Source organism: Enterobacter cloacae complex sp. IR5441 (assembly GCF_049238215.1).
GTDB classification, from domain to species: domain Bacteria; phylum Pseudomonadota; class Gammaproteobacteria; order Enterobacterales; family Enterobacteriaceae; genus Enterobacter; species Enterobacter hormaechei_C.
Genome location: NZ_JBMKIA010000019.1, coordinates 1 through 16208, shown reverse-complemented (window position 1 = coordinate 16208; position 16208 = coordinate 1). Strand labels below are relative to the sequence as shown.

The window sequence follows — 16208 nt, the reverse complement described above, 5'->3', positions numbered from 1 at the left end:
CCGGACGATAACGATGACCATTGAGAAAATTTTCACCCCACAGGACGATGCGTTTTATGCGGTGATCACCCACGCGGCGGGGCCGCAGGGCACGCTGCCGCTGACACCGCAGATGCTGATGGAATCCCCCAGCGGCAACCTGTTCGGTATGACGCAGAACGCCGGGATGGGCTGGGATGCCAACAAGCTCACCGGCAAAGAGGTGCTGATCATCGGCACCCAGGGCGGCATCCGCGCCGGAGACGGACGCCCGGTCGCGCTGGGCTACCACACCGGGCACTGGGAGATCGGCATGCAGATGCAGGCGGCGGCGAAGGAGATCACCCGCAACGGCGGGATCCCGTTCGCCGCCTTCGTCAGCGATCCGTGCGACGGTCGCTCGCAGGGCACGCACGGCATGTTCGACTCCCTGCCGTACCGCAACGACGCGGCGATCGTGTTTCGCCGCCTGATCCGCTCCCTGCCGACGCGCCGGGCGGTGATCGGCGTGGCAACCTGCGATAAAGGGCTGCCCGCCACCATGATTGCGCTGGCTTCCATGCACGATCTGCCGACCATTCTGGTGCCGGGCGGGGCGACGCTGCCGCCCACCGTGGGGGAAGATGCGGGCAAAGTGCAGACCATCGGCGCGCGCTTCGCCAACCATGAGCTCTCCTTGCAGGAGGCCGCCGAGCTGGGCTGTCGCGCCTGCGCGTCGCCGGGCGGCGGGTGTCAGTTCCTCGGTACGGCGGGCACCTCGCAGGTAGTGGCGGAGGCGCTGGGTCTGGCGCTGCCGCACTCTGCACTGGCCCCGTCCGGGCAGGCGGTGTGGCTGGAGATCGCCCGCCAGTCGGCACGCGCGGTCAGTGAACTGGATAACCGCGGCATCACCACGCGCGATATCCTCACCGACAAAGCCATCGAAAACGCGATGGTGATCCACGCGGCGTTCGGCGGCTCCACTAATTTACTGCTGCACATTCCAGCCATCGCCCACGCGGCGGGCTGCACGATCCCGGACGTTGAACACTGGACGCGCGTCAACCGCAGGGTGCCTCGCCTGGTAAGCGTGCTGCCCAACGGCCCGGACTATCACCCGACCGTGCGCGCCTTCCTCGCGGGCGGCGTGCCGGAGGTGATGCTCCACCTGCGCGATCTCGGCCTGTTGAATCTGGACGCCATGACCGTCACTGGCCAGACAGTGGGCGAGAACCTCGACTGGTGGCAGAGCTCGGAGCGCCGTAAGCGCTTCCGCCAGTGCCTGCGCGAGCAGGACGGCGTGGAGCCGGATGACGTGATCCTGCCGCTGGAGAAGGCAAAAGCGAAAGGGCTGACCTCGACGGTCTGCTTCCCGACGGGCAACATCGCGCCGGAAGGATCGGTGATTAAGGCCACGGCGATCGACCCGTCGGTGGTGGGTGAAGATGGCGTTTACCGCCACACTGGCCGGGTGCGAGTGTTTGTCTCGGAGGCGCAGGCGATCAAGGCCATCAAGCGGGAAGAGATTAAGCAGGGCGATATCATGGTGGTGATCGGCGGTGGACCGTCCGGCACTGGCATGGAAGAGACCTACCAGCTCACCTCCGCGCTCAAACACATCTCGTGGGGCAAGTCGGTGTCGTTAATCACCGATGCGCGCTTCTCGGGCGTGTCGACGGGCGCCTGCTTCGGCCACGTATCGCCGGAGGCGCTGGCGGGAGGGCCGATTGGTAAGCTGCGCGATAACGACATCATTGAGATTGCCGTGGACCGCCTGACTCTGACCGGTAGCGTGAACTTCATCGGTACCGCGGACAACCCGCTGACGCCGGAAGAGGGGGCGCGCGAGCTGGCGCGGCGGCAGACGCACCCGGACCTGCACGCTCACGACTTTTTGCCGGACGATACCCGGCTGTGGGCGGCATTACAGTCCGTGAGCGGCGGCACCTGGAAAGGCTGTATTTATGACACCGATAAAATCATTGAGGTAATTAACGCCGGTAAAAAAGCACTCGGCCTTTAATTATTTTTTGAGAGAAAGTCGTCTGCGGAAAATATTCCGCGGACGGTTTTTGCTTGTCTTTAATTTTCTAATTTAAACAATGAATTGTGATATATCGTTGGCGTCACAAAAGCGAAATAACGTAATTCAGAAATAAGATATGACCATTGCTGGTTAATTGAGCATCTCATTACACTCCATTAACACGATGTTGTAATTCAGCACACTACATAAGGGTGTAATTCTGATGACGCAATTAACCATGAAAGACAAAATTGGCTACGGGCTGGGTGATACCGCCTGCGGCTTCGTCTGGCAGGCGACGATGTTCCTGCTGGCCTATTTCTACACCGACGTGTTCGGTCTCTCCGCGGGCATAATGGGGACGCTGTTTTTAGTTTCCCGCGTACTCGACGCCGTGACCGATCCGCTGATGGGGCTGCTGGTAGACCGCACCCGCACGCGACACGGCCAGTTCCGCCCGTTCCTGCTGTGGGGCGCCATTCCGTTTGGCATCGTCTGCATGCTGACCTTCTACACGCCGGACTTCTCCGCGCAGGGCAAAATCATCTACGCCTGCGTGACCTACATTCTGCTGACTCTGGTCTACACCTTCGTTAACGTCCCGTACTGTGCCATGCCGGGGGTGATCACCGCCGACCCGAAAGAGCGTCATGCCCTTCAGTCCTGGCGTTTCTTCCTCGCCGCCGCGGGGTCGCTCGCCATCAGCGGCATCGCGCTGCCGCTGGTCAGCATCATCGGCAAAGGGAACGAGCAGGTGGGCTATTTCGGCGCCATGTGCGTGCTGGGTCTGAGCGGCGTGGTCCTGCTTTATGCCTGCTTCTTCACCACCAAAGAGCGCTACACCTTTGAAGTGCAGCCTGGCTCGTCGGTGGCGAAAGATCTTAAGCTGCTGCTGGGCAACGGCCAGTGGCGGATCATGTGCGCCTTCAAGATGATGGCGACCTGCTCCAACGTGGTGCGCGGCGGGGCGACGCTCTACTTCGTGAAATACGTGATGGATCACCCGGAGATGGCGACCCAGTTTTTACTTTACGGCAGCCTCGCCACCATGTTCGGCTCGCTCTGCTCGTCTCGTCTGCTGGGCCGCTTCGACCGCGTCACCGCCTTTAAGTGGATCATCGTCGCCTACTCGCTGATTAGCCTGCTGATTTTCGTCACCCCGGCGGAGCATATTGCGCTGATTTTCGCCCTCAACATCCTGTTCCTGTTTGTGTTTAACACCACCACGCCGCTGCAATGGCTGATGGCCTCTGACGTGGTGGATTACGAGGAGAGCCGCAGCGGGCGACGCCTGGACGGGCTGGTGTTCTCCACCTACCTGTTCAGCCTGAAGATTGGCCTGGCGATTGGCGGGGCAGTGGTGGGCTGGATCCTGGCGTACGTGAACTACTCCGCCAGCAGCAGCGTGCAGCCGGTCGAGGTGCTCACCACCATCAAAATTCTGTTCTGCGTGGTGCCCGTGGTGCTCTATGCGGGCATGTTCATCATGCTGTCGTTTTATAAGCTCACCGACGCCCGCGTGGAGGCCATCAGCCAGCAGCTGATCAAGCACCGCGCGGCGCAGGGCGAGGCCATTCCCGACGCCGCGACAGCCGCATCCCATTAACCGGAGGCAACATGGAAATCACTAACCCGATACTCACCGGCTTCAACCCGGACCCGTCCCTGTGCCGCCAGGGCGAGGACTACTACATCGCCACCTCGACCTTCGAGTGGTTCCCGGGCGTGCGCATCTATCACTCCCGCGACCTGAAAAACTGGACGCTGGTCAGCACGCCGCTGGACCGCGTGTCGATGCTGGATATGAAGGGCAACCCGGACTCCGGCGGCATCTGGGCGCCGTGCCTGAGCTACGCCGACGGCAAATTCTGGCTGCTCTATACCGACGTGAAGATTGTCGATTCGCCGTGGAAAAATGGCCGCAACTTCCTCGTCACCGCGCCGTCCATTGAGGGGCCATGGAGCGAGCCGGTCCCGATGGGCAACGGCGGGTTCGATCCGTCCCTGTTCCACGACGACGATGGCCGCAAATACTACCTCTACCGCCCGTGGGGGCCGCGCCATCACAGCAACCCGCACAACACCATCGTGATGCAGGAGTTTGACCCGCAGACCGGCACCCTCTCGCCGGAGCGCAAAACGCTGTTTACCGGCACGCCGCTCTGCTACACCGAAGGGGCGCATCTTTATCGGCACGCGGGATGGTACTACCTGATGGTTGCCGAAGGCGGCACCAGCTACGAGCACGCCGTCGTGGTGCTGCGTGCAAAAACCATCGACGGGCCGTACGAGCTTCACCCGGATGTGACGATGATGACCAGCTGGCACCTGCCGGAGAACCCGCTGCAAAAGAGCGGCCACGGCTCGCTGCTGCAAACCCACACCGGGGAGTGGTATATGGCCTACCTTACCAGCCGCCCGCTGCGCCTGCCCGGCGTGCCGCTGCTGGCCTCAGGCGGACGCGGTTACTGTCCGCTGGGGCGCGAGACCGGCATCGCCCGCATTGAATGGCGCGATGGCTGGCCGTACGTGGAGGGCGGTAAGCACGCGCAGCTGACCGTGAAAGGCCCGCAGGTGGCGGAGCAGCCCGCCGCCGTTCAGGGTAGCTGGCGGGATGATTTCGACGGCAGCACGCTTGACCCTGAATTGCAGACTCTGCGCATTCCGTTCGACGACACCCTCGGCTCGCTCACCGCGCGCTCCGGCTATTTACGGTTATACGGCAACGACTCGCTCAACTCGACCTTTACCCAGTCGACCGTGGCGCGCCGCTGGCAGCACTTCACCTTCCGGGCCGAGACGCGGATGCAGTTCTCGCCGGTGCACTTCCAGCAGAGCGCGGGGCTGACCTGCTACTACAACAGCAAAAACTGGAGCTACTGCTTTGTGGACTACGAGGAGGGGCAGGGCAGAACGATTAAGGTTATTCAGCTCGACCACAACGTGCCGTCGTGGCCGCTGCACGAGCAGCCCATTCCCGTGCCGGAGAGTGCGAAGAGCGTCTGGCTAAGGGTGGATGTGGATGCGCTGGTCTACCGCTACAGCTACTCGTTCGACGGCGAGACGTGGCACACCGTGCCGGTGACGTATGAGGCGTGGAAGCTGTCGGATGACTATATCGGCGGGCGCGGCTTCTTCACCGGCGCGTTTGTGGGACTGCACTGCGAGGACATCAGCGGCGACGGCTGCCACGCTGACTTCGACTACTTCACCTACGAGCCGGTCTGACGGCTCAGGCCGGGTAGCCCAGCGCGCGCGAGAGCTGGAGCCCGGCCTGCTGAAGCTGCTCGCGGAAATCAGCCAGCTCTGCGTCGTCCACGCGGGAGGTCAGCGTCGACAGGCTCAGGGCGGCAATGACGCGGGACTCGTGGTTCCACACCGGCACCGCCACGCAGCGCACGCCCTGCTCGTTCTCTTCGCTATCCAGGGCATAGCCCTGCTCGCGGGTCTGCGCCAGGGCACTCATTAAGGCTTCGCGAGAGGCAAGGGTAGAAGGGGTATAGGTGGTGTACTGATAGCCCTCCAGCAGGGCGTTCAGCTCGGCCTCGCCCAGCCAGGCAATCAACACCTTGCCGATGGCGGTGGCGTGAACCGGCAGGCGGCGGCCGATGCGCGAATAGGCGATGGCAGCGAGCTTGCCTTCAATCTTCTCGATATAGACCCCTTCACGCCCGTCCAGGATCCCCAGATGGGTAGTCTGCCCGGTTCGCCGGGACAGCTCCGTCAGCCAGCCTTTCGCCTTCTGCCGAATATCCATCGAGCCCACGACAAAATGACCGCGCTCGACCAGCTTCATGCCGAGGCGATACTTACCGTTCTCCGGGTTCTGATCGATATAGCCGTGAAGCTGGAGGGTTTTCAGCAGCGAGTGGAGGGTACTCTTGCTCAGCCCCATCAGTTTGCTGATGTCGGTGATCTTAAGCTCGGTGGCCTGCTCGTTGAACAGGTCGAGGATCTGCAACGCACGTTCAACAGACTGAATAATCGGCATAATGCTGGTATGTCCACGCTGGAATTAAGGCGAAAACGTACCTTCTTCGGGGTGAAAAATCAATGAAATGGAGCCGGTTTGCTCCCTCTCCCCGTGGGAGAGGGCCGGGGTGAGGGCATCAGGCCGCATCGTCGCCTGATTCGCCCGGCGGCGCTACGCTTGCACGGGCCTACGGGCTGGGTGTTCTCTCTCTCCCCGTGGGAGAGGGCTGGGGTGAGGGCATCAGGCCGCATCGCCGCCTGATTCGCCCGGCGGCGCTTCGCTTGCACGGGCCTACGGGCTGGGTGTTCTCCCTCTCCCTGTGGGAGAGGGCCGGGGTGAGGGCACCAGCGCTCAGAGGACCCAATCACTCCCCAAGCGTCGCCACCATCACCGCCTTAATCGTATGCATCCGGTTTTCCGCCTGGTCAAACACGATGCTCGCCGCCGACTCAAACACCTCGTCCGTCACTTCCATCCCGCCGTGCAGATCGAACTCTTTCGCCATCTGCTTGCCGAGCGTGGTCTGGTCGTCATGGAACGCCGGCAGACAGTGCAGGAACTTCACGTCCGGGTTGCCGGTGAGCGCCATCATCTGCGCGTTCACCTGATACCCGCGCAGCAGCGCGATACGCTCCGCCCACTTCTCTTTGGCTTCGCCCATCGACACCCACACGTCGGTATAGATAAAGTCCGCGCCCTTCACGCCCGCCGCCACGTCTTCCGTCAGGGTGATTTTCCCGCCGTGCTTCTCCGCCAGCGCGCTGCACTCTGCCACCAGGCTCTCTTCCGGCCAGCAGGCCTTCGGGGCCACCAGACGCAGATCCAGCCCGGTCAGCGCCGCCGCTTCCAGCATCGAGTTGCCCATGTTGTTGCGCGCGTCGCCCGCGTAGACCAGCGTCATCTCGTTAAATGCCTTGCCCGGCAGGTGCTCCTGCATGGTCAGCAGATCCGCCAGCAGCTGCGTCGGGTGGAACTCGTTGGTCAGCCCGTTCCACACCGGCACGCCAGCATACTGCGCCAGCGTCTCGACGACTTCCTGGCCGTGGCCGCGGTACTGAATGCCGTCGTACATCCGCCCGAGCACCCGTGCGGTATCCTTAATTGACTCTTTATGCCCAATCTGGCTGCCGCTCGGCCCTAAATAGGTAACGCGCGCGCCCTGGTCAAATGCGGCAACTTCGAAAGAGCAACGTGTACGGGTCGAGTCTTTTTCGAAGATGAGCGCGATGTTTTTGCCAGTAAGCTTTTGTACTTCCTTGCCCTTTTTTTTATCGGCTTTGAGCTGTGCGGCAAGGTTCAGCAGAGAAGTGAACTGTGCAGGGGTAAAGTCGAGCAATTTCAGAAAGTGTTTCTTGTACAGATCAGACATTTTATCCTCACATGGCGAACGCCACTTATTGAATTAAAATTCACTTTATATGTGTAATTATTCATTTGCAACCCCGTTTCACAAATCTTTCCAACAAAGGTGGAGGCAAACCCGTCCGTGTGTGAAAATAGAAGTATCTGCCGCACTTTAAAGAGGATTGAGCCATGGCAAACCCGGAACACCTGGAAGAGCAACGCGAAGAGACGCGTCTGATTATTGAAGAACTGCTGGAAGACGGTAGCGATCCGGACGCGCTGTACACCATCGAGCACCATTTCTCTGCGGATGATTTCGACGCGCTGGAAAAACTGGCGGTAGAGGCCTTCAAGCTGGGTTACGAAGTGACCGAGCCGGAAGAGCTGGAAGTGGAAGAGGGCGACACCGTCATCTGCTGCGACATCCTGAGCGAAGGCGCGCTGAAGGCGGAGCTGATCGACGCGCAGGTAGAACAGCTGATGAACCTGGCCGAGAAGTTTGAAGTGGAATACGACGGCTGGGGAACCTACTTCGAAGATCCGAACGGTGAAGACGGCGAAGAAGGCGACGACGAAGATTACGTCGACGAAGACGACGACGGCGTGCGTCACTAAGCGTTTCAGGCGGTGGCGCGCGCCACCGCTTTTTTCAAGGCAGAACCATGGATTACCCGCAGATACTCGCCCCCGTACTCAACTTCCTCCAGTGCCCGACCCCGCAAGCATGGATTGATAAAGCCCGCGACCCGGCGAACCTGCCGCTGCTGCTCACCGACCACATGGTGTGCGAGCTCAAGGCCGCCCAGACCGCGCTGCTGCTGGTGCGAAAATACGTCGCCGACGAAAGCGGTGCCGACGCGCTGCTCGACTGGCTCAAGCCCTACGAACAGTTCACCTTCCGCGACGGCCCGGAGCCGGACTTTATCGCCCTGCACAGGCAGATTGGCAAAAGCGTGATGCCCAAAACCGACGACCCGTGGGGCCAGGCGCTGATCGACAGCATGGTGCTGCTGATTAAAGAGGAGCTGCACCACTTCTGGCAGGTGCGCGAGGCGATGCTGGCCCGCAATATTCCGTACGTCAAAATCACCGCCAGCCGCTACGCCAAAGGGATGCTGAAGGAAGTGCGCACCCACGAGCCGCTGACGCTGATCGACAAGCTCATCTGCGGCGCCTACATCGAAGCCCGCTCCTGCGAACGCTTCGCCGCGCTGGCCCCGTTCCTCAACGATGACTTACAGAAGTTCTATCTCTCGCTGCTGCGCTCGGAAGCGCGCCATTATCAGGACTACCTGACGCTGGCCCAGCAGGTGAGCGACGACGATATCTCACCGCGCATAAAGCATTTTGGCGAAATTGAAGCCACACTTATCTCGACACCGGACAACGAGTTTCGCTTCCACAGCGGCGTGCCGGTGTAAACCGGCACAACTCAAGGATAAGGATGCGAGATGAATAAAACGTGGACCCGTACCGTGATGGTTGTTGTGGTGGCCGCCGCCGTGGCGTTCTGGGTGTTCTTCGACAGGCAGCGCGCTCCGGAACGGCAGATGGATAACGCCCTCAACGCGATGCCCGCCTGGCAGGTGATTAAGGAGCAGGAGCCCGCGCTGCATCAGCGCATCCTCGACCAGATGGCCGCCCTGCAAAAGGCCGGCGAGCCGGAGCAGCAGATTATCGACACCATCCAGCCGCAGATCCTGCATTTGCAGATGTCGCGCCTGCAAAACGCCCCGGACGCCAACGTGGTGAACTACATGACCATCAACATGGAGCAGACCGCCGCCATCCAGAAGGTGAGCGACGACGCCTGCTTCCGCTTCCTCTACCCGACGGTGAAGGGCGGCGTGAATCCGATGCGCATGCTGGATAAAGACCTGATGACGCGGCGAATGCAGGCCGACGCCGACATGATGCGCGCGGCCTACGGCAAAAACCGCCACACCGTGACGCAGGCCGAACGTGAGGCGGCTGTCGAGGATGTGCGGCCGATTATGAAACAACTAGCCGATAAGTACGGCGAGGACATCCAGCTGTTGCAGATGCCGGAGAAGGCGGTGGGCAAGGAGAAGCTCTCTTGCGACATGGTGCAGGACATGTGGGCGAAGGTGCTGGCGCTGCCGGAGCAGAAGGCGGCAGGGGTGATTCGGCTGGCGGTGTCTGAGCTGGAGTAACCAGGGCGCTGGTTTTTTGGGCACTTAGCGCGGGTTTCGCGCGTCGTCGCTTGCATGGCGGCGCGCGACAGGTATAATCCACAACGTTTCCGCATCCCCTTCAGTGCCGAAGTGGCGAAATCGGTAGACGCAGTTGATTCAAAATCAACCGTAGAAATACGTGCCGGTTCGAGTCCGGCCTTCGGCACCATTAGTACTTCCAAGACCATCCGAGAAAGTCCAATTATCCCTTAAAAATCAATGATTGCAGCGAACTTTACGTCCTGAGTCGTCCGAGGTCGTCCGTTGAAATCCGGATGTCATTGGGGGCATAATTGGGGGCATCTTAACTTCGATTAGAAATGTGCCCCCAAATGAAGCTCAACGCCAGACAGGTCGAGACCGCAAAGCCAAAAGACAAAACCTACAAAATGGCCGATGGCGGTGGTTTGTACCTTGAGGTTTCGGCCAAGGGGTCTAAATACTGGCGCATGAAATACAGACGGCCCTCTGACAAAAAAGAGGATCGCCTCGCTTTTGGTGTTTGGCCTACGGTGACGCTTGCTCAGGCAAGAGCAAAGCGCGATGAAGCTAAAAAGCTGTTAGTGCTGGGCATTGACCCAAAAGCCGAACAGAAAGAAGCTCAGGCCGAGAATTCGGGTGCATATACTTTCGAAACCATTGCTCGCGAATGGCATGCCAGTAACAAGCGATGGAGTGAAGATCATCGATCGCGTGTTCTTCGCTATCTTGAGCTTTATATCTTCCCTCATATCGGTTCGTCCGACATTCGCCAGCTCAAAACCAGTCACCTGTTAGCCCCGATTAAAAAAGTTGATGTCAGTGGTAAACACGATGTCGCTCAGCGCCTACAACAGCGCGTCACGGCCATTATGCGTTATGCCGTACAGAACGATTACATCGACTCAAATCCAGCAAGTGATATGGCCGGTGCGCTATCGACAACCAAAGCGCGACATTACCCCGCTTTACCTTCAAGCCGGTTCCCTGAGTTTCTTGCTCGTCTTGCTGCATATCGCGGTCGGGTAATGACGCGGATCGCGGTCGAGCTTTCCTTACTAACTTTTGTGCGTTCCAGTGAGTTACGTTTCGCGCGTTGGGATGAGTTCGACTTCGATAAATCTCTCTGGCGAGTACCTGCAAAACGAGAAGAAATTAAAGGCGTGCGTTACTCGTACCGTGGCATGAAGATGAAAGAGGAGCATATCGTTCCGCTTAGTCGGCAGGCGATGATTTTGTTAGACCAGTTAAAGCAGATTAGTGGTGATAAAGAGCTGCTGTTTCCGGGGGATCATGACGCAACTAAGGTTATGAGTGAAAACACGGTGAACAGCGCATTACGTGCGATGGGATATGACACGAAAACTGAGGTCTGCGGGCATGGATTTAGAACAATGGCGCGTGGTGCATTGGGTGAGTCGGGGTTATGGAGTGATGATGCTATAGAGCGACAATTGAGCCATTCAGAGCGAAATAATGTACGTGCAGCTTATATTCATACATCTGAGCATTTGGATGAACGTCGTATGATGGTGCAATGGTGGTCAGATTACCTTGATGCAAATAAATCGAGCGAAGTGAGTCCATACGATTATGCTAAAAATAAAAGGGAGTAAACTATTAAGAGGTTATTTTTTGAGTCAATGTGAGTATATTGAAGCATCAATGGTCAAACGATGCCTTAATATACTCACTGTTTTTATTTCTATTCTTCTGTCATTTCATCTTCTAAATTTTTGAGTATTTCGCCTAAGGCATCATGTGGTAAAGTACTTGTATCTGATATGTATTTTATTTCTACCTGTTGAAATCGACTACGCCAATTATCAATTGTCCTAGGTGTTTTGGTTTTCCAGTTAATGTCATTGGTGAAGTATTTAATATCATTGTCATCTAAATATGCCAGCCATATCCCTCCTTCTGAAGAGAGCATTATTATCCCTTCCATATAGGTATACATTCCTCTAACGCCACCATAAAAAACTTTGGCCTCAAAAGTATCTAGATTTTCGCCTTCACCGATACCTTCCATTCTCTTTTTAAAATCAAAATAATATGAGCCTAAAACACTGTATATTCTTTGTAAGTCAAGTTCGTTTAAAAACCCTAGTTCAAAAAGGTTATCACTGGACCATTGGAATTCACCACTAAATATTACGCCCATACCTCTATGGCTTGAACAATCAGCTGTTTCATCTATAGATAGAAATTTTTTCCCATCAACTATGTTGCGTCTGAAACTGATTTCACCATATTCACCATTCTGGTTTTGTATTTTTGCATACGCCATATCTCTTGAGACAAAGACAGCTTGTGATGTTATTTTACCAGAATGAGAACCACTATAAACTGATAGGTCAAATAAAAAACCAGCTGAGGATGTTTCTCTTATGAATAAATGTCCTCCATAGCTTCTATTATGGTTGTAATTAATCCATTCGCCCCACCATACAGGGGCACTTGAACCGCTTTGTAACGAACCGACGCTTGAGTCTTTCAGTGCATATTTTAAAGCATGTTCAAGTCTGCCTTGTAATATACCTCTTACTTCAGACTTGGTATCATCTTCTGGATCGTAACTATAAGTGACAACTCTGCGCCCTCGTAAATCAAAAGGTAATTCTTCTGGCCCACCAAAAAATGTGTTTTGTATAAGAATTATTCTATCCCACCCTAATTGAGAAATAGCGAATCCTAGCTCAATTAAAACATTTGGGTTTGAAGTTTTTTTGCTACTCTCAGAAGCATTAATAATCGAAACGTCTGCTATAAAAACATCTGATGTCGATATTTTTTTAAAAATCGTATCGCTTATTGATGGCGAGCCAGGGGTTCCAGCAGTATCTCGATCCAGCACAGGTTCAACGGTTTCACTTGCATCTTTTTTTATCGCAGATAAAGCTTTTTTTAAAGCGCCCTCAATTATATTTCTATTCGATTTTGACGGTAAATCGGATTGCCAAGAGTAAAATATTATTCTTTTCATTTTTAACTCCTCAATATTAATGTTCTGATTGAATTGATGGTTATAGTATTACCAGTTTACCATTGGTTCTGTTTTTTTCATCTCATCGAGTTCTGTTTGACATCTAAGAAGAAGAACGCTACGGGTGTCAATTTTAAATTTCTCAAACTTACTTTTACTAATTTCATCTATATAGAATAAAGCCTTGCCATTGTTGCATTGTCTCAAGATGAATTTGTCTTGGTATCGTCCAACTACAACTTTTTCATCATCTGTTTGCCAAATTCCACCAGGGAAAAAACTATGGTAATTAAGTCCGAAGAAATAGGAGAAGCTAAGGAAGGCTAGGACTGCCAACATACATGGCTTAGCATTCAATGAGTAATATACAGTTTCTTGCTTAATTGCTTTTGGAATTAAGAATAACAAACATATAAAAAGAATATGACTAGTGCCAAGATTTATTACAGCCATGACATTTAAGGGCTGGTGATGGCTTAAAACAGCAATTCTTATGAATTTTGTGATAAGTGCTACAGCAACAAATAAAATAAAAAATTTGGTGGGGATGCGTATAAATAGAGTTAGTGTGATAAGCGTTATTATTACAACTGATAGTTTAAGTAAGGTGTTAATGACCTCATTTGTATCTAAATAAATATAATATGACGGATAGCCAAAAAACATAGCTTCGCCACTTTTGAAAGCATAAACTGAAATGAACATCATTATTGAAAGGATTGTGGCTGCTGAGATCTCATTTTTAATTTTCATGATTACCCTGTAATTTAATATTTAATCTATCTAATGATGAAAATTTAAGATTCATCATTTTGTTGCTTAAATTTCGAATCAGCTCAATGTAATTGTATTACAAGTGTTATAAGGCTACATCATTTATGATTGAAAGGTCATCAATTTCTAATAATGCTTCTGATGTTGGCGCGCAATGCTCTCCCCGCCACGCCTGCCCGCTTAAGGGGGCGCTTTTAATGCAGGTGCATGAACGGCCTCAGGGCCGGCCAGTGCTGGCGCTGGCGGGCGATTCAGTGTCGGTAAAACGCATGCAAAACCATGCACCTTATGCATGCATGGCTTTTTTAGGGGATAAAGGCGGGATTTTCGGGAATTTTTGAAAGGACTACTGCGCGGCCAGCTCTGCACGGCGGCGGGTGTAATTCAGGTTCTGTGCAGGCGTGAATTTTTCACGATTATCATCGCGCGAAGCCGCGTCAGGCCTGAATTCGATGGCCGTTAAAATGTCATTATCCTGCGCCGAATAATTGATTTTTTCACCGGCGGACAGCCAGAGCTGTAGCGCCTCGCGCAGATAATCGAGTGAGTGCTGCATAGCGCAGCGCTGAACGGCGGAATGTTGCCCGGAATAATTCATCAGTTCAGGGGCAAGGGCGGCGGCCAGCTCCGCGCCGTGCGCCTGCATAAAATCATTTAATCGGTCGCGGATGCTGATGCGCTGCACCTCCTCATGCGAGCGGATGTAGCGACCGGCAGCCTGATTAATTTCCCACTTTTTCACGTCGATAATCTCACTCAGCGTTTGCAGGCTCCGGCCGCTGTGCCCGCTGCCGGCAAGCTGTTCGCGGTATGCCTGTTCGGCCTGCGTCAGTTCTTCCCTGCGTTGCAGCCAGGCGGTTTTGTTTGCCTGACAGGTCTCAAAGGCTTTCTGTAGCGTCAGTGTGGTCACGTATGTTTCTCCTGATGACTGGCCGTGCTTACGCACCGGCACGGTTAACGGTGGCCGCCGGTGCGGGTACAGGGATGACCGGCTCTGTTACCGGTGAACGAATAACCCCGTCGATGGATTCAAGCGTGCGGAACGTGGCCGAGCACTCGATGTTCATGCACTGGTGATAGCGCTGTTTGACGTTATCGGACAGATAGCGACTGGTGCGGGAATGCGCGCTGGTTTTGCAGAACGGGCAGTGAAACATGCTTACCCCTCCGCTTCTGTCTCGCCATTTTCAGCCAGCTTTCTGGCAAGCATCATTCTCTTCGCAGGGCTGCGTAACAGCTCCGTATCAACGTCAGTAATCTGCGGCCGGTGCATGCCCGTCACGGACAACACCGGCTCCTGCGTCATATCGAAGTGATACAGGCTGCCCTGACGGCTCAGCGCATCGCGCAGCTCGCCAGTGGCCACGGACTGCGGGGCGCTTTCTCCCTTCATTTCGAGGGCACGAATGCGCAGCAGGAAAGCGCGGATGAGGGTGACAGGAACCGCATTGACAGCCTGAGCCCATTCCGCACCGGCATAAGCGGTAAAGGCATCTTCATGCGCTGAAAGGTATTTATTGCCGGTGGAGCAGGCAGTCAGCATGGCGCGCGTCCGGTCGGCCTCCAGCTCGGCAATCAGACCGGTGAACTCGTCGGCCAGCTCGCGGCTGGCGATACGCCTGCTGTGCTCAGCTTTCATTTCAGGGGTAAGACTGCCGCGCAGGGTGCGAAAGCGGCTGCGCCAGTCCTGCTCCGCCTCAGTGCTCTCATCGAGAGCGGTCTGCCGCTCCTGCTTACAGCGTTGAATGGACGTATCAATCTCTTTCAGTACCTGCATGCTGGCCGCGTGGGTGTCTCTGGCCGCAGTAAATACGCTCAGCTTGTCGGTGATCCGCTGGCTGTTCTCTGCGTACTGCTTGGCGGCAACGTCTTGCAGGGCGGTAATGACTGCCTCGGGTTTCATGTTCAGGCTCTCCGTTTATTCAACCTGAAATGATTCTGCCCTTCATCACACAACATCTCGATTCATTGCAGTTGTGGCAGTTCTGGCACAAACAGCACTTAAAACCCGGCTTGCCAGAGAAAGGTCTCAGCAAATCCTTACTCACCGTTTGTTTTTTTACTTATAACTATTCACCACTGTTCACCTTAAATAAAAATATAAGTAATACAGTAAGATAAAGGGTGAACAGTTGAGGGCGTGACTGTTCACCGTCTGTTCACCACTATTCACCCCCTGTTTTTTCAGCCAGTCACTTGTTTAGACTTTTTAACGATTAAAAAAAAGAAATACATAAGCAAAAGTAATCATGAATTTGCCAAAGAATTATCAAGGATTGCCAGCGATTGTCAGAGATTGCCACTGTTTGCCATTCACTTGTTAACGGTTTGTTATATGACATTTCGCTGCAAAATGACTTGTTGCCCTGAAGGAAAATATTCACAAAATAGAGAGCTACCCGAAGCCGGACGGACACGTCCGGCACTGTATGGACTTTGTGAGGTAGCCCGATGCACACTGCTTTTTCTTCTCCGTCTTCTGCCCCTGCCGCGCCACTGATGCCGGTTTCTGATGCCGTTCAGGAGCGCTTTATCCGCCTGCCCGAAGTGATGCACATGTGCGGTCTGTCGCGGTCGACTATTTACGACCTCATCAGCCGGGAGGCTTTCCCGAAACAAATCTCCCTCGGCGGTAAAAACGTGGCATGGGCGCAGTCTGAAATCACCGCATGGATGGCGGATCGCATTGCCGAACGTAACCGGGACTATGACGCATGATGTTGACCGTTCAGCAAACAGCCCCTTTTTCTGGCTTGCTTCTTTTCCCCGTTTCCAGGTATAGTTTTCCCGCTGTCGCAAAATCGGCAGCCGGGATTTGCAGCCCGTGTAACTTCAAGGCGACACAACACGCGCCGAGCGCTGATGAATCCCCTAATGATTTTGGTAAAAATCATTAAGTTAAGGTGGATACACATCTTGTCATATGATCAAATGGTTTCGCGAAAAATCAATAATCAGACAACAAGATGTGCG

The 16208-nt window shown here is 54.8% G+C and carries 17 protein-coding genes, 1 tRNA gene and 1 pseudogene; 11 read left to right on the top strand and 8 right to left on the bottom strand.

Annotation, left to right across the window (positions count from 1 at the left end):
• The first annotated feature begins 13 nt into the window (after window positions 1–13).
• The 3 genes from yagF (at window position 14) to ACOTX5_RS18130 (ending at window position 5212) form a co-directional block, all read left to right on the top strand.
• Entirely contained in the window at window positions 14–1981 is a 1968-nt protein-coding gene (yagF, locus tag ACOTX5_RS18140) for a xylonate dehydratase YagF (protein ID WP_045911380.1), read from the top strand.
• A gap of 226 nt (window positions 1982–2207) precedes the next feature.
• Window positions 2208–3590, top strand: a complete 1383-nt coding sequence (locus tag ACOTX5_RS18135; RefSeq protein WP_045911381.1) for an MFS transporter — start codon at window positions 2208–2210, stop codon at window positions 3588–3590.
• A gap of 11 nt (window positions 3591–3601) precedes the next feature.
• A complete protein-coding gene (locus ACOTX5_RS18130; RefSeq protein WP_045344404.1) occupies window positions 3602–5212 on the top strand; it encodes a glycoside hydrolase family 43 protein in 1611 nt (536 codons plus the stop codon).
• A gap of 4 nt (window positions 5213–5216) precedes the next feature.
• On the opposite strand, the gene xynR is transcribed toward ACOTX5_RS18130, so the two are convergent.
• The 3 genes from xynR to argL form a co-directional block, all read right to left on the bottom strand.
• A complete protein-coding gene (gene xynR, locus ACOTX5_RS18125; protein ID WP_032670692.1) occupies window positions 5217–5975 on the bottom strand; it encodes a DNA-binding transcriptional repressor XynR in 759 nt (252 codons plus the stop codon).
• 346 nt (window positions 5976–6321) lie between these two features.
• Window positions 6322–7326 carry an ornithine carbamoyltransferase gene (gene argF / locus ACOTX5_RS18120; protein WP_045911382.1) on the bottom strand — a complete coding sequence of 335 codons (1005 nt, stop codon included), beginning with the start codon at window positions 7324–7326 and terminating at the stop codon, window positions 6322–6324.
• Window positions 7296–7391 carry a putative translational regulatory protein ArgL gene (gene argL / locus ACOTX5_RS18115; RefSeq protein WP_213014347.1) on the bottom strand — a complete coding sequence of 32 codons (96 nt, stop codon included), beginning with the start codon at window positions 7389–7391 and terminating at the stop codon, window positions 7296–7298. The genes argF and argL overlap by 31 nt, the downstream gene beginning before the upstream one ends.
• A 99-nt stretch (window positions 7392–7490) precedes the next feature.
• On the opposite strand from argL, the gene rraB reads away from it, so the two are divergent.
• The 5 genes from rraB (at window position 7491) to ACOTX5_RS18090 (ending at window position 11091) form a co-directional block, all read left to right on the top strand.
• The gene (gene rraB / locus ACOTX5_RS18110) at window positions 7491–7916 is read left to right on the top strand and encodes a ribonuclease E inhibitor RraB (RefSeq protein WP_029739283.1); all 426 of its coding nucleotides are present in this window, start codon (window positions 7491–7493) and stop codon (window positions 7914–7916) included.
• Between the two features lie 47 nt (window positions 7917–7963).
• Window positions 7964–8722: a tRNA isopentenyl-2-thiomethyl-A-37 hydroxylase MiaE gene (gene miaE / locus ACOTX5_RS18105; RefSeq protein WP_045911383.1), complete on the top strand. Its 759-nt coding sequence runs from the start codon at window positions 7964–7966 to the stop codon at window positions 8720–8722.
• Window positions 8723–8752: 30 nt separating this feature from the next.
• The gene (locus tag ACOTX5_RS18100; protein ID WP_045911384.1) at window positions 8753–9475 is read left to right on the top strand and encodes a hypothetical protein; all 723 of its coding nucleotides are present in this window, start codon (window positions 8753–8755) and stop codon (window positions 9473–9475) included.
• A gap of 105 nt (window positions 9476–9580) precedes the next feature.
• A tRNA-Leu gene (locus tag ACOTX5_RS18095) sits at window positions 9581–9665 on the top strand.
• Between the two features lie 163 nt (window positions 9666–9828).
• Window positions 9829–11091: a tyrosine-type recombinase/integrase gene (locus tag ACOTX5_RS18090; RefSeq protein ID WP_023302998.1), complete on the top strand. Its 1263-nt coding sequence runs from the start codon at window positions 9829–9831 to the stop codon at window positions 11089–11091.
• Window positions 11092–11180: 89 nt separating this feature from the next.
• Here ACOTX5_RS18090 and ACOTX5_RS18085 read toward each other — a convergent pair whose 3' ends face one another.
• Complete coding sequence (locus ACOTX5_RS18085; RefSeq protein WP_115257880.1) at window positions 11181–12461, bottom strand: hypothetical protein; 1281 nt, start codon at window positions 12459–12461, stop codon at window positions 11181–11183.
• A gap of 48 nt (window positions 12462–12509) precedes the next feature.
• A complete protein-coding gene (locus tag ACOTX5_RS18080) occupies window positions 12510–13214 on the bottom strand; it encodes a hypothetical protein (RefSeq protein ID WP_023303000.1) in 705 nt (234 codons plus the stop codon).
• A 125-nt stretch (window positions 13215–13339) separates the two neighbouring features.
• Here ACOTX5_RS18080 and ACOTX5_RS18075 point away from each other — a divergent pair, with 125 nt between their 5' ends.
• Entirely contained in the window at window positions 13340–13576 is a 237-nt protein-coding gene (locus tag ACOTX5_RS18075; RefSeq protein WP_223832642.1) for a hypothetical protein, read from the top strand.
• A gap of 5 nt (window positions 13577–13581) precedes the next feature.
• Here ACOTX5_RS18075 and ACOTX5_RS18070 read toward each other — a convergent pair whose 3' ends face one another.
• Genes ACOTX5_RS18070 through ACOTX5_RS18060 form a run of 3 tightly spaced genes read right to left on the bottom strand, consistent with a single transcriptional unit; the run spans window position 13582 to window position 15138 of the window.
• Window positions 13582–14145, bottom strand: coding sequence for a phage polarity suppression protein (locus ACOTX5_RS18070; protein WP_063945155.1), 564 nt, complete (start codon window positions 14143–14145; stop codon window positions 13582–13584).
• Between the two features lie 28 nt (window positions 14146–14173).
• Window positions 14174–14392 (bottom strand): ogr/Delta-like zinc finger family protein, encoded by a 219-nt coding sequence (locus tag ACOTX5_RS18065; RefSeq protein ID WP_015570058.1) that lies wholly within the window; start codon window positions 14390–14392, stop codon window positions 14174–14176.
• 2 nt (window positions 14393–14394) lie between these two features.
• Window positions 14395–15138: a hypothetical protein gene (locus ACOTX5_RS18060; RefSeq protein ID WP_063945156.1), complete on the bottom strand. Its 744-nt coding sequence runs from the start codon at window positions 15136–15138 to the stop codon at window positions 14395–14397.
• Window positions 15139–15686: 548 nt separating this feature from the next.
• Here ACOTX5_RS18060 and ACOTX5_RS18055 point away from each other — a divergent pair.
• A complete protein-coding gene (locus ACOTX5_RS18055; RefSeq protein ID WP_063945158.1) occupies window positions 15687–15953 on the top strand; it encodes a helix-turn-helix transcriptional regulator in 267 nt (88 codons plus the stop codon).
• A pseudogene (locus ACOTX5_RS18050) lies at window positions 15950–16090 on the top strand (host cell division inhibitor Icd-like protein); the annotation flags it as partial. The gene ACOTX5_RS18055 and the pseudogene ACOTX5_RS18050, both read left to right, overlap by 4 nt.
• Window positions 16091–16208: the final 118 nt, after the last annotated feature.

Bases quoted from the DNA above. Each gene is read 5' to 3' on its own strand.
- argL (WP_213014347.1), bottom strand. From the start codon at position 7,391: ATGAATAATTACACATATAAAGTGAATTTTAATTCAATAAGTGGCGTT.
- rraB (WP_029739283.1), top strand. From the start codon at position 7,491: ATGGCAAACCCGGAACACCTGGAAGAGCAACGCGAAGAGACGCGTCTG.
- ACOTX5_RS18075 (WP_223832642.1), top strand. From the start codon at position 13,340: ATGATTGAAAGGTCATCAATTTCTAATAATGCTTCTGATGTTGGCGCG.
- ACOTX5_RS18080 (WP_023303000.1), bottom strand. From the start codon at position 13,214: ATGAAAATTAAAAATGAGATCTCAGCAGCCACAATCCTTTCAATAATG.
- xynR (WP_032670692.1), bottom strand. From the start codon at position 5,975: ATGCCGATTATTCAGTCTGTTGAACGTGCGTTGCAGATCCTCGACCTG.
- miaE (WP_045911383.1), top strand. From the start codon at position 7,964: ATGGATTACCCGCAGATACTCGCCCCCGTACTCAACTTCCTCCAGTGC.
- ACOTX5_RS18060 (WP_063945156.1), bottom strand. From the start codon at position 15,138: ATGAAACCCGAGGCAGTCATTACCGCCCTGCAAGACGTTGCCGCCAAG.
- ACOTX5_RS18090 (WP_023302998.1), top strand. From the start codon at position 9,829: ATGAAGCTCAACGCCAGACAGGTCGAGACCGCAAAGCCAAAAGACAAA.
- ACOTX5_RS18055 (WP_063945158.1), top strand. From the start codon at position 15,687: ATGCACACTGCTTTTTCTTCTCCGTCTTCTGCCCCTGCCGCGCCACTG.
- ACOTX5_RS18135 (WP_045911381.1), top strand. From the start codon at position 2,208: ATGACGCAATTAACCATGAAAGACAAAATTGGCTACGGGCTGGGTGAT.
- yagF (WP_045911380.1), top strand. From the start codon at position 14: ATGACCATTGAGAAAATTTTCACCCCACAGGACGATGCGTTTTATGCG.
- argF (WP_045911382.1), bottom strand. From the start codon at position 7,326: ATGTCTGATCTGTACAAGAAACACTTTCTGAAATTGCTCGACTTTACC.
- ACOTX5_RS18065 (WP_015570058.1), bottom strand. From the start codon at position 14,392: ATGTTTCACTGCCCGTTCTGCAAAACCAGCGCGCATTCCCGCACCAGT.
- ACOTX5_RS18100 (WP_045911384.1), top strand. From the start codon at position 8,753: ATGAATAAAACGTGGACCCGTACCGTGATGGTTGTTGTGGTGGCCGCC.
- ACOTX5_RS18130 (WP_045344404.1), top strand. From the start codon at position 3,602: ATGGAAATCACTAACCCGATACTCACCGGCTTCAACCCGGACCCGTCC.
- ACOTX5_RS18085 (WP_115257880.1), bottom strand. From the start codon at position 12,461: ATGAAAAGAATAATATTTTACTCTTGGCAATCCGATTTACCGTCAAAA.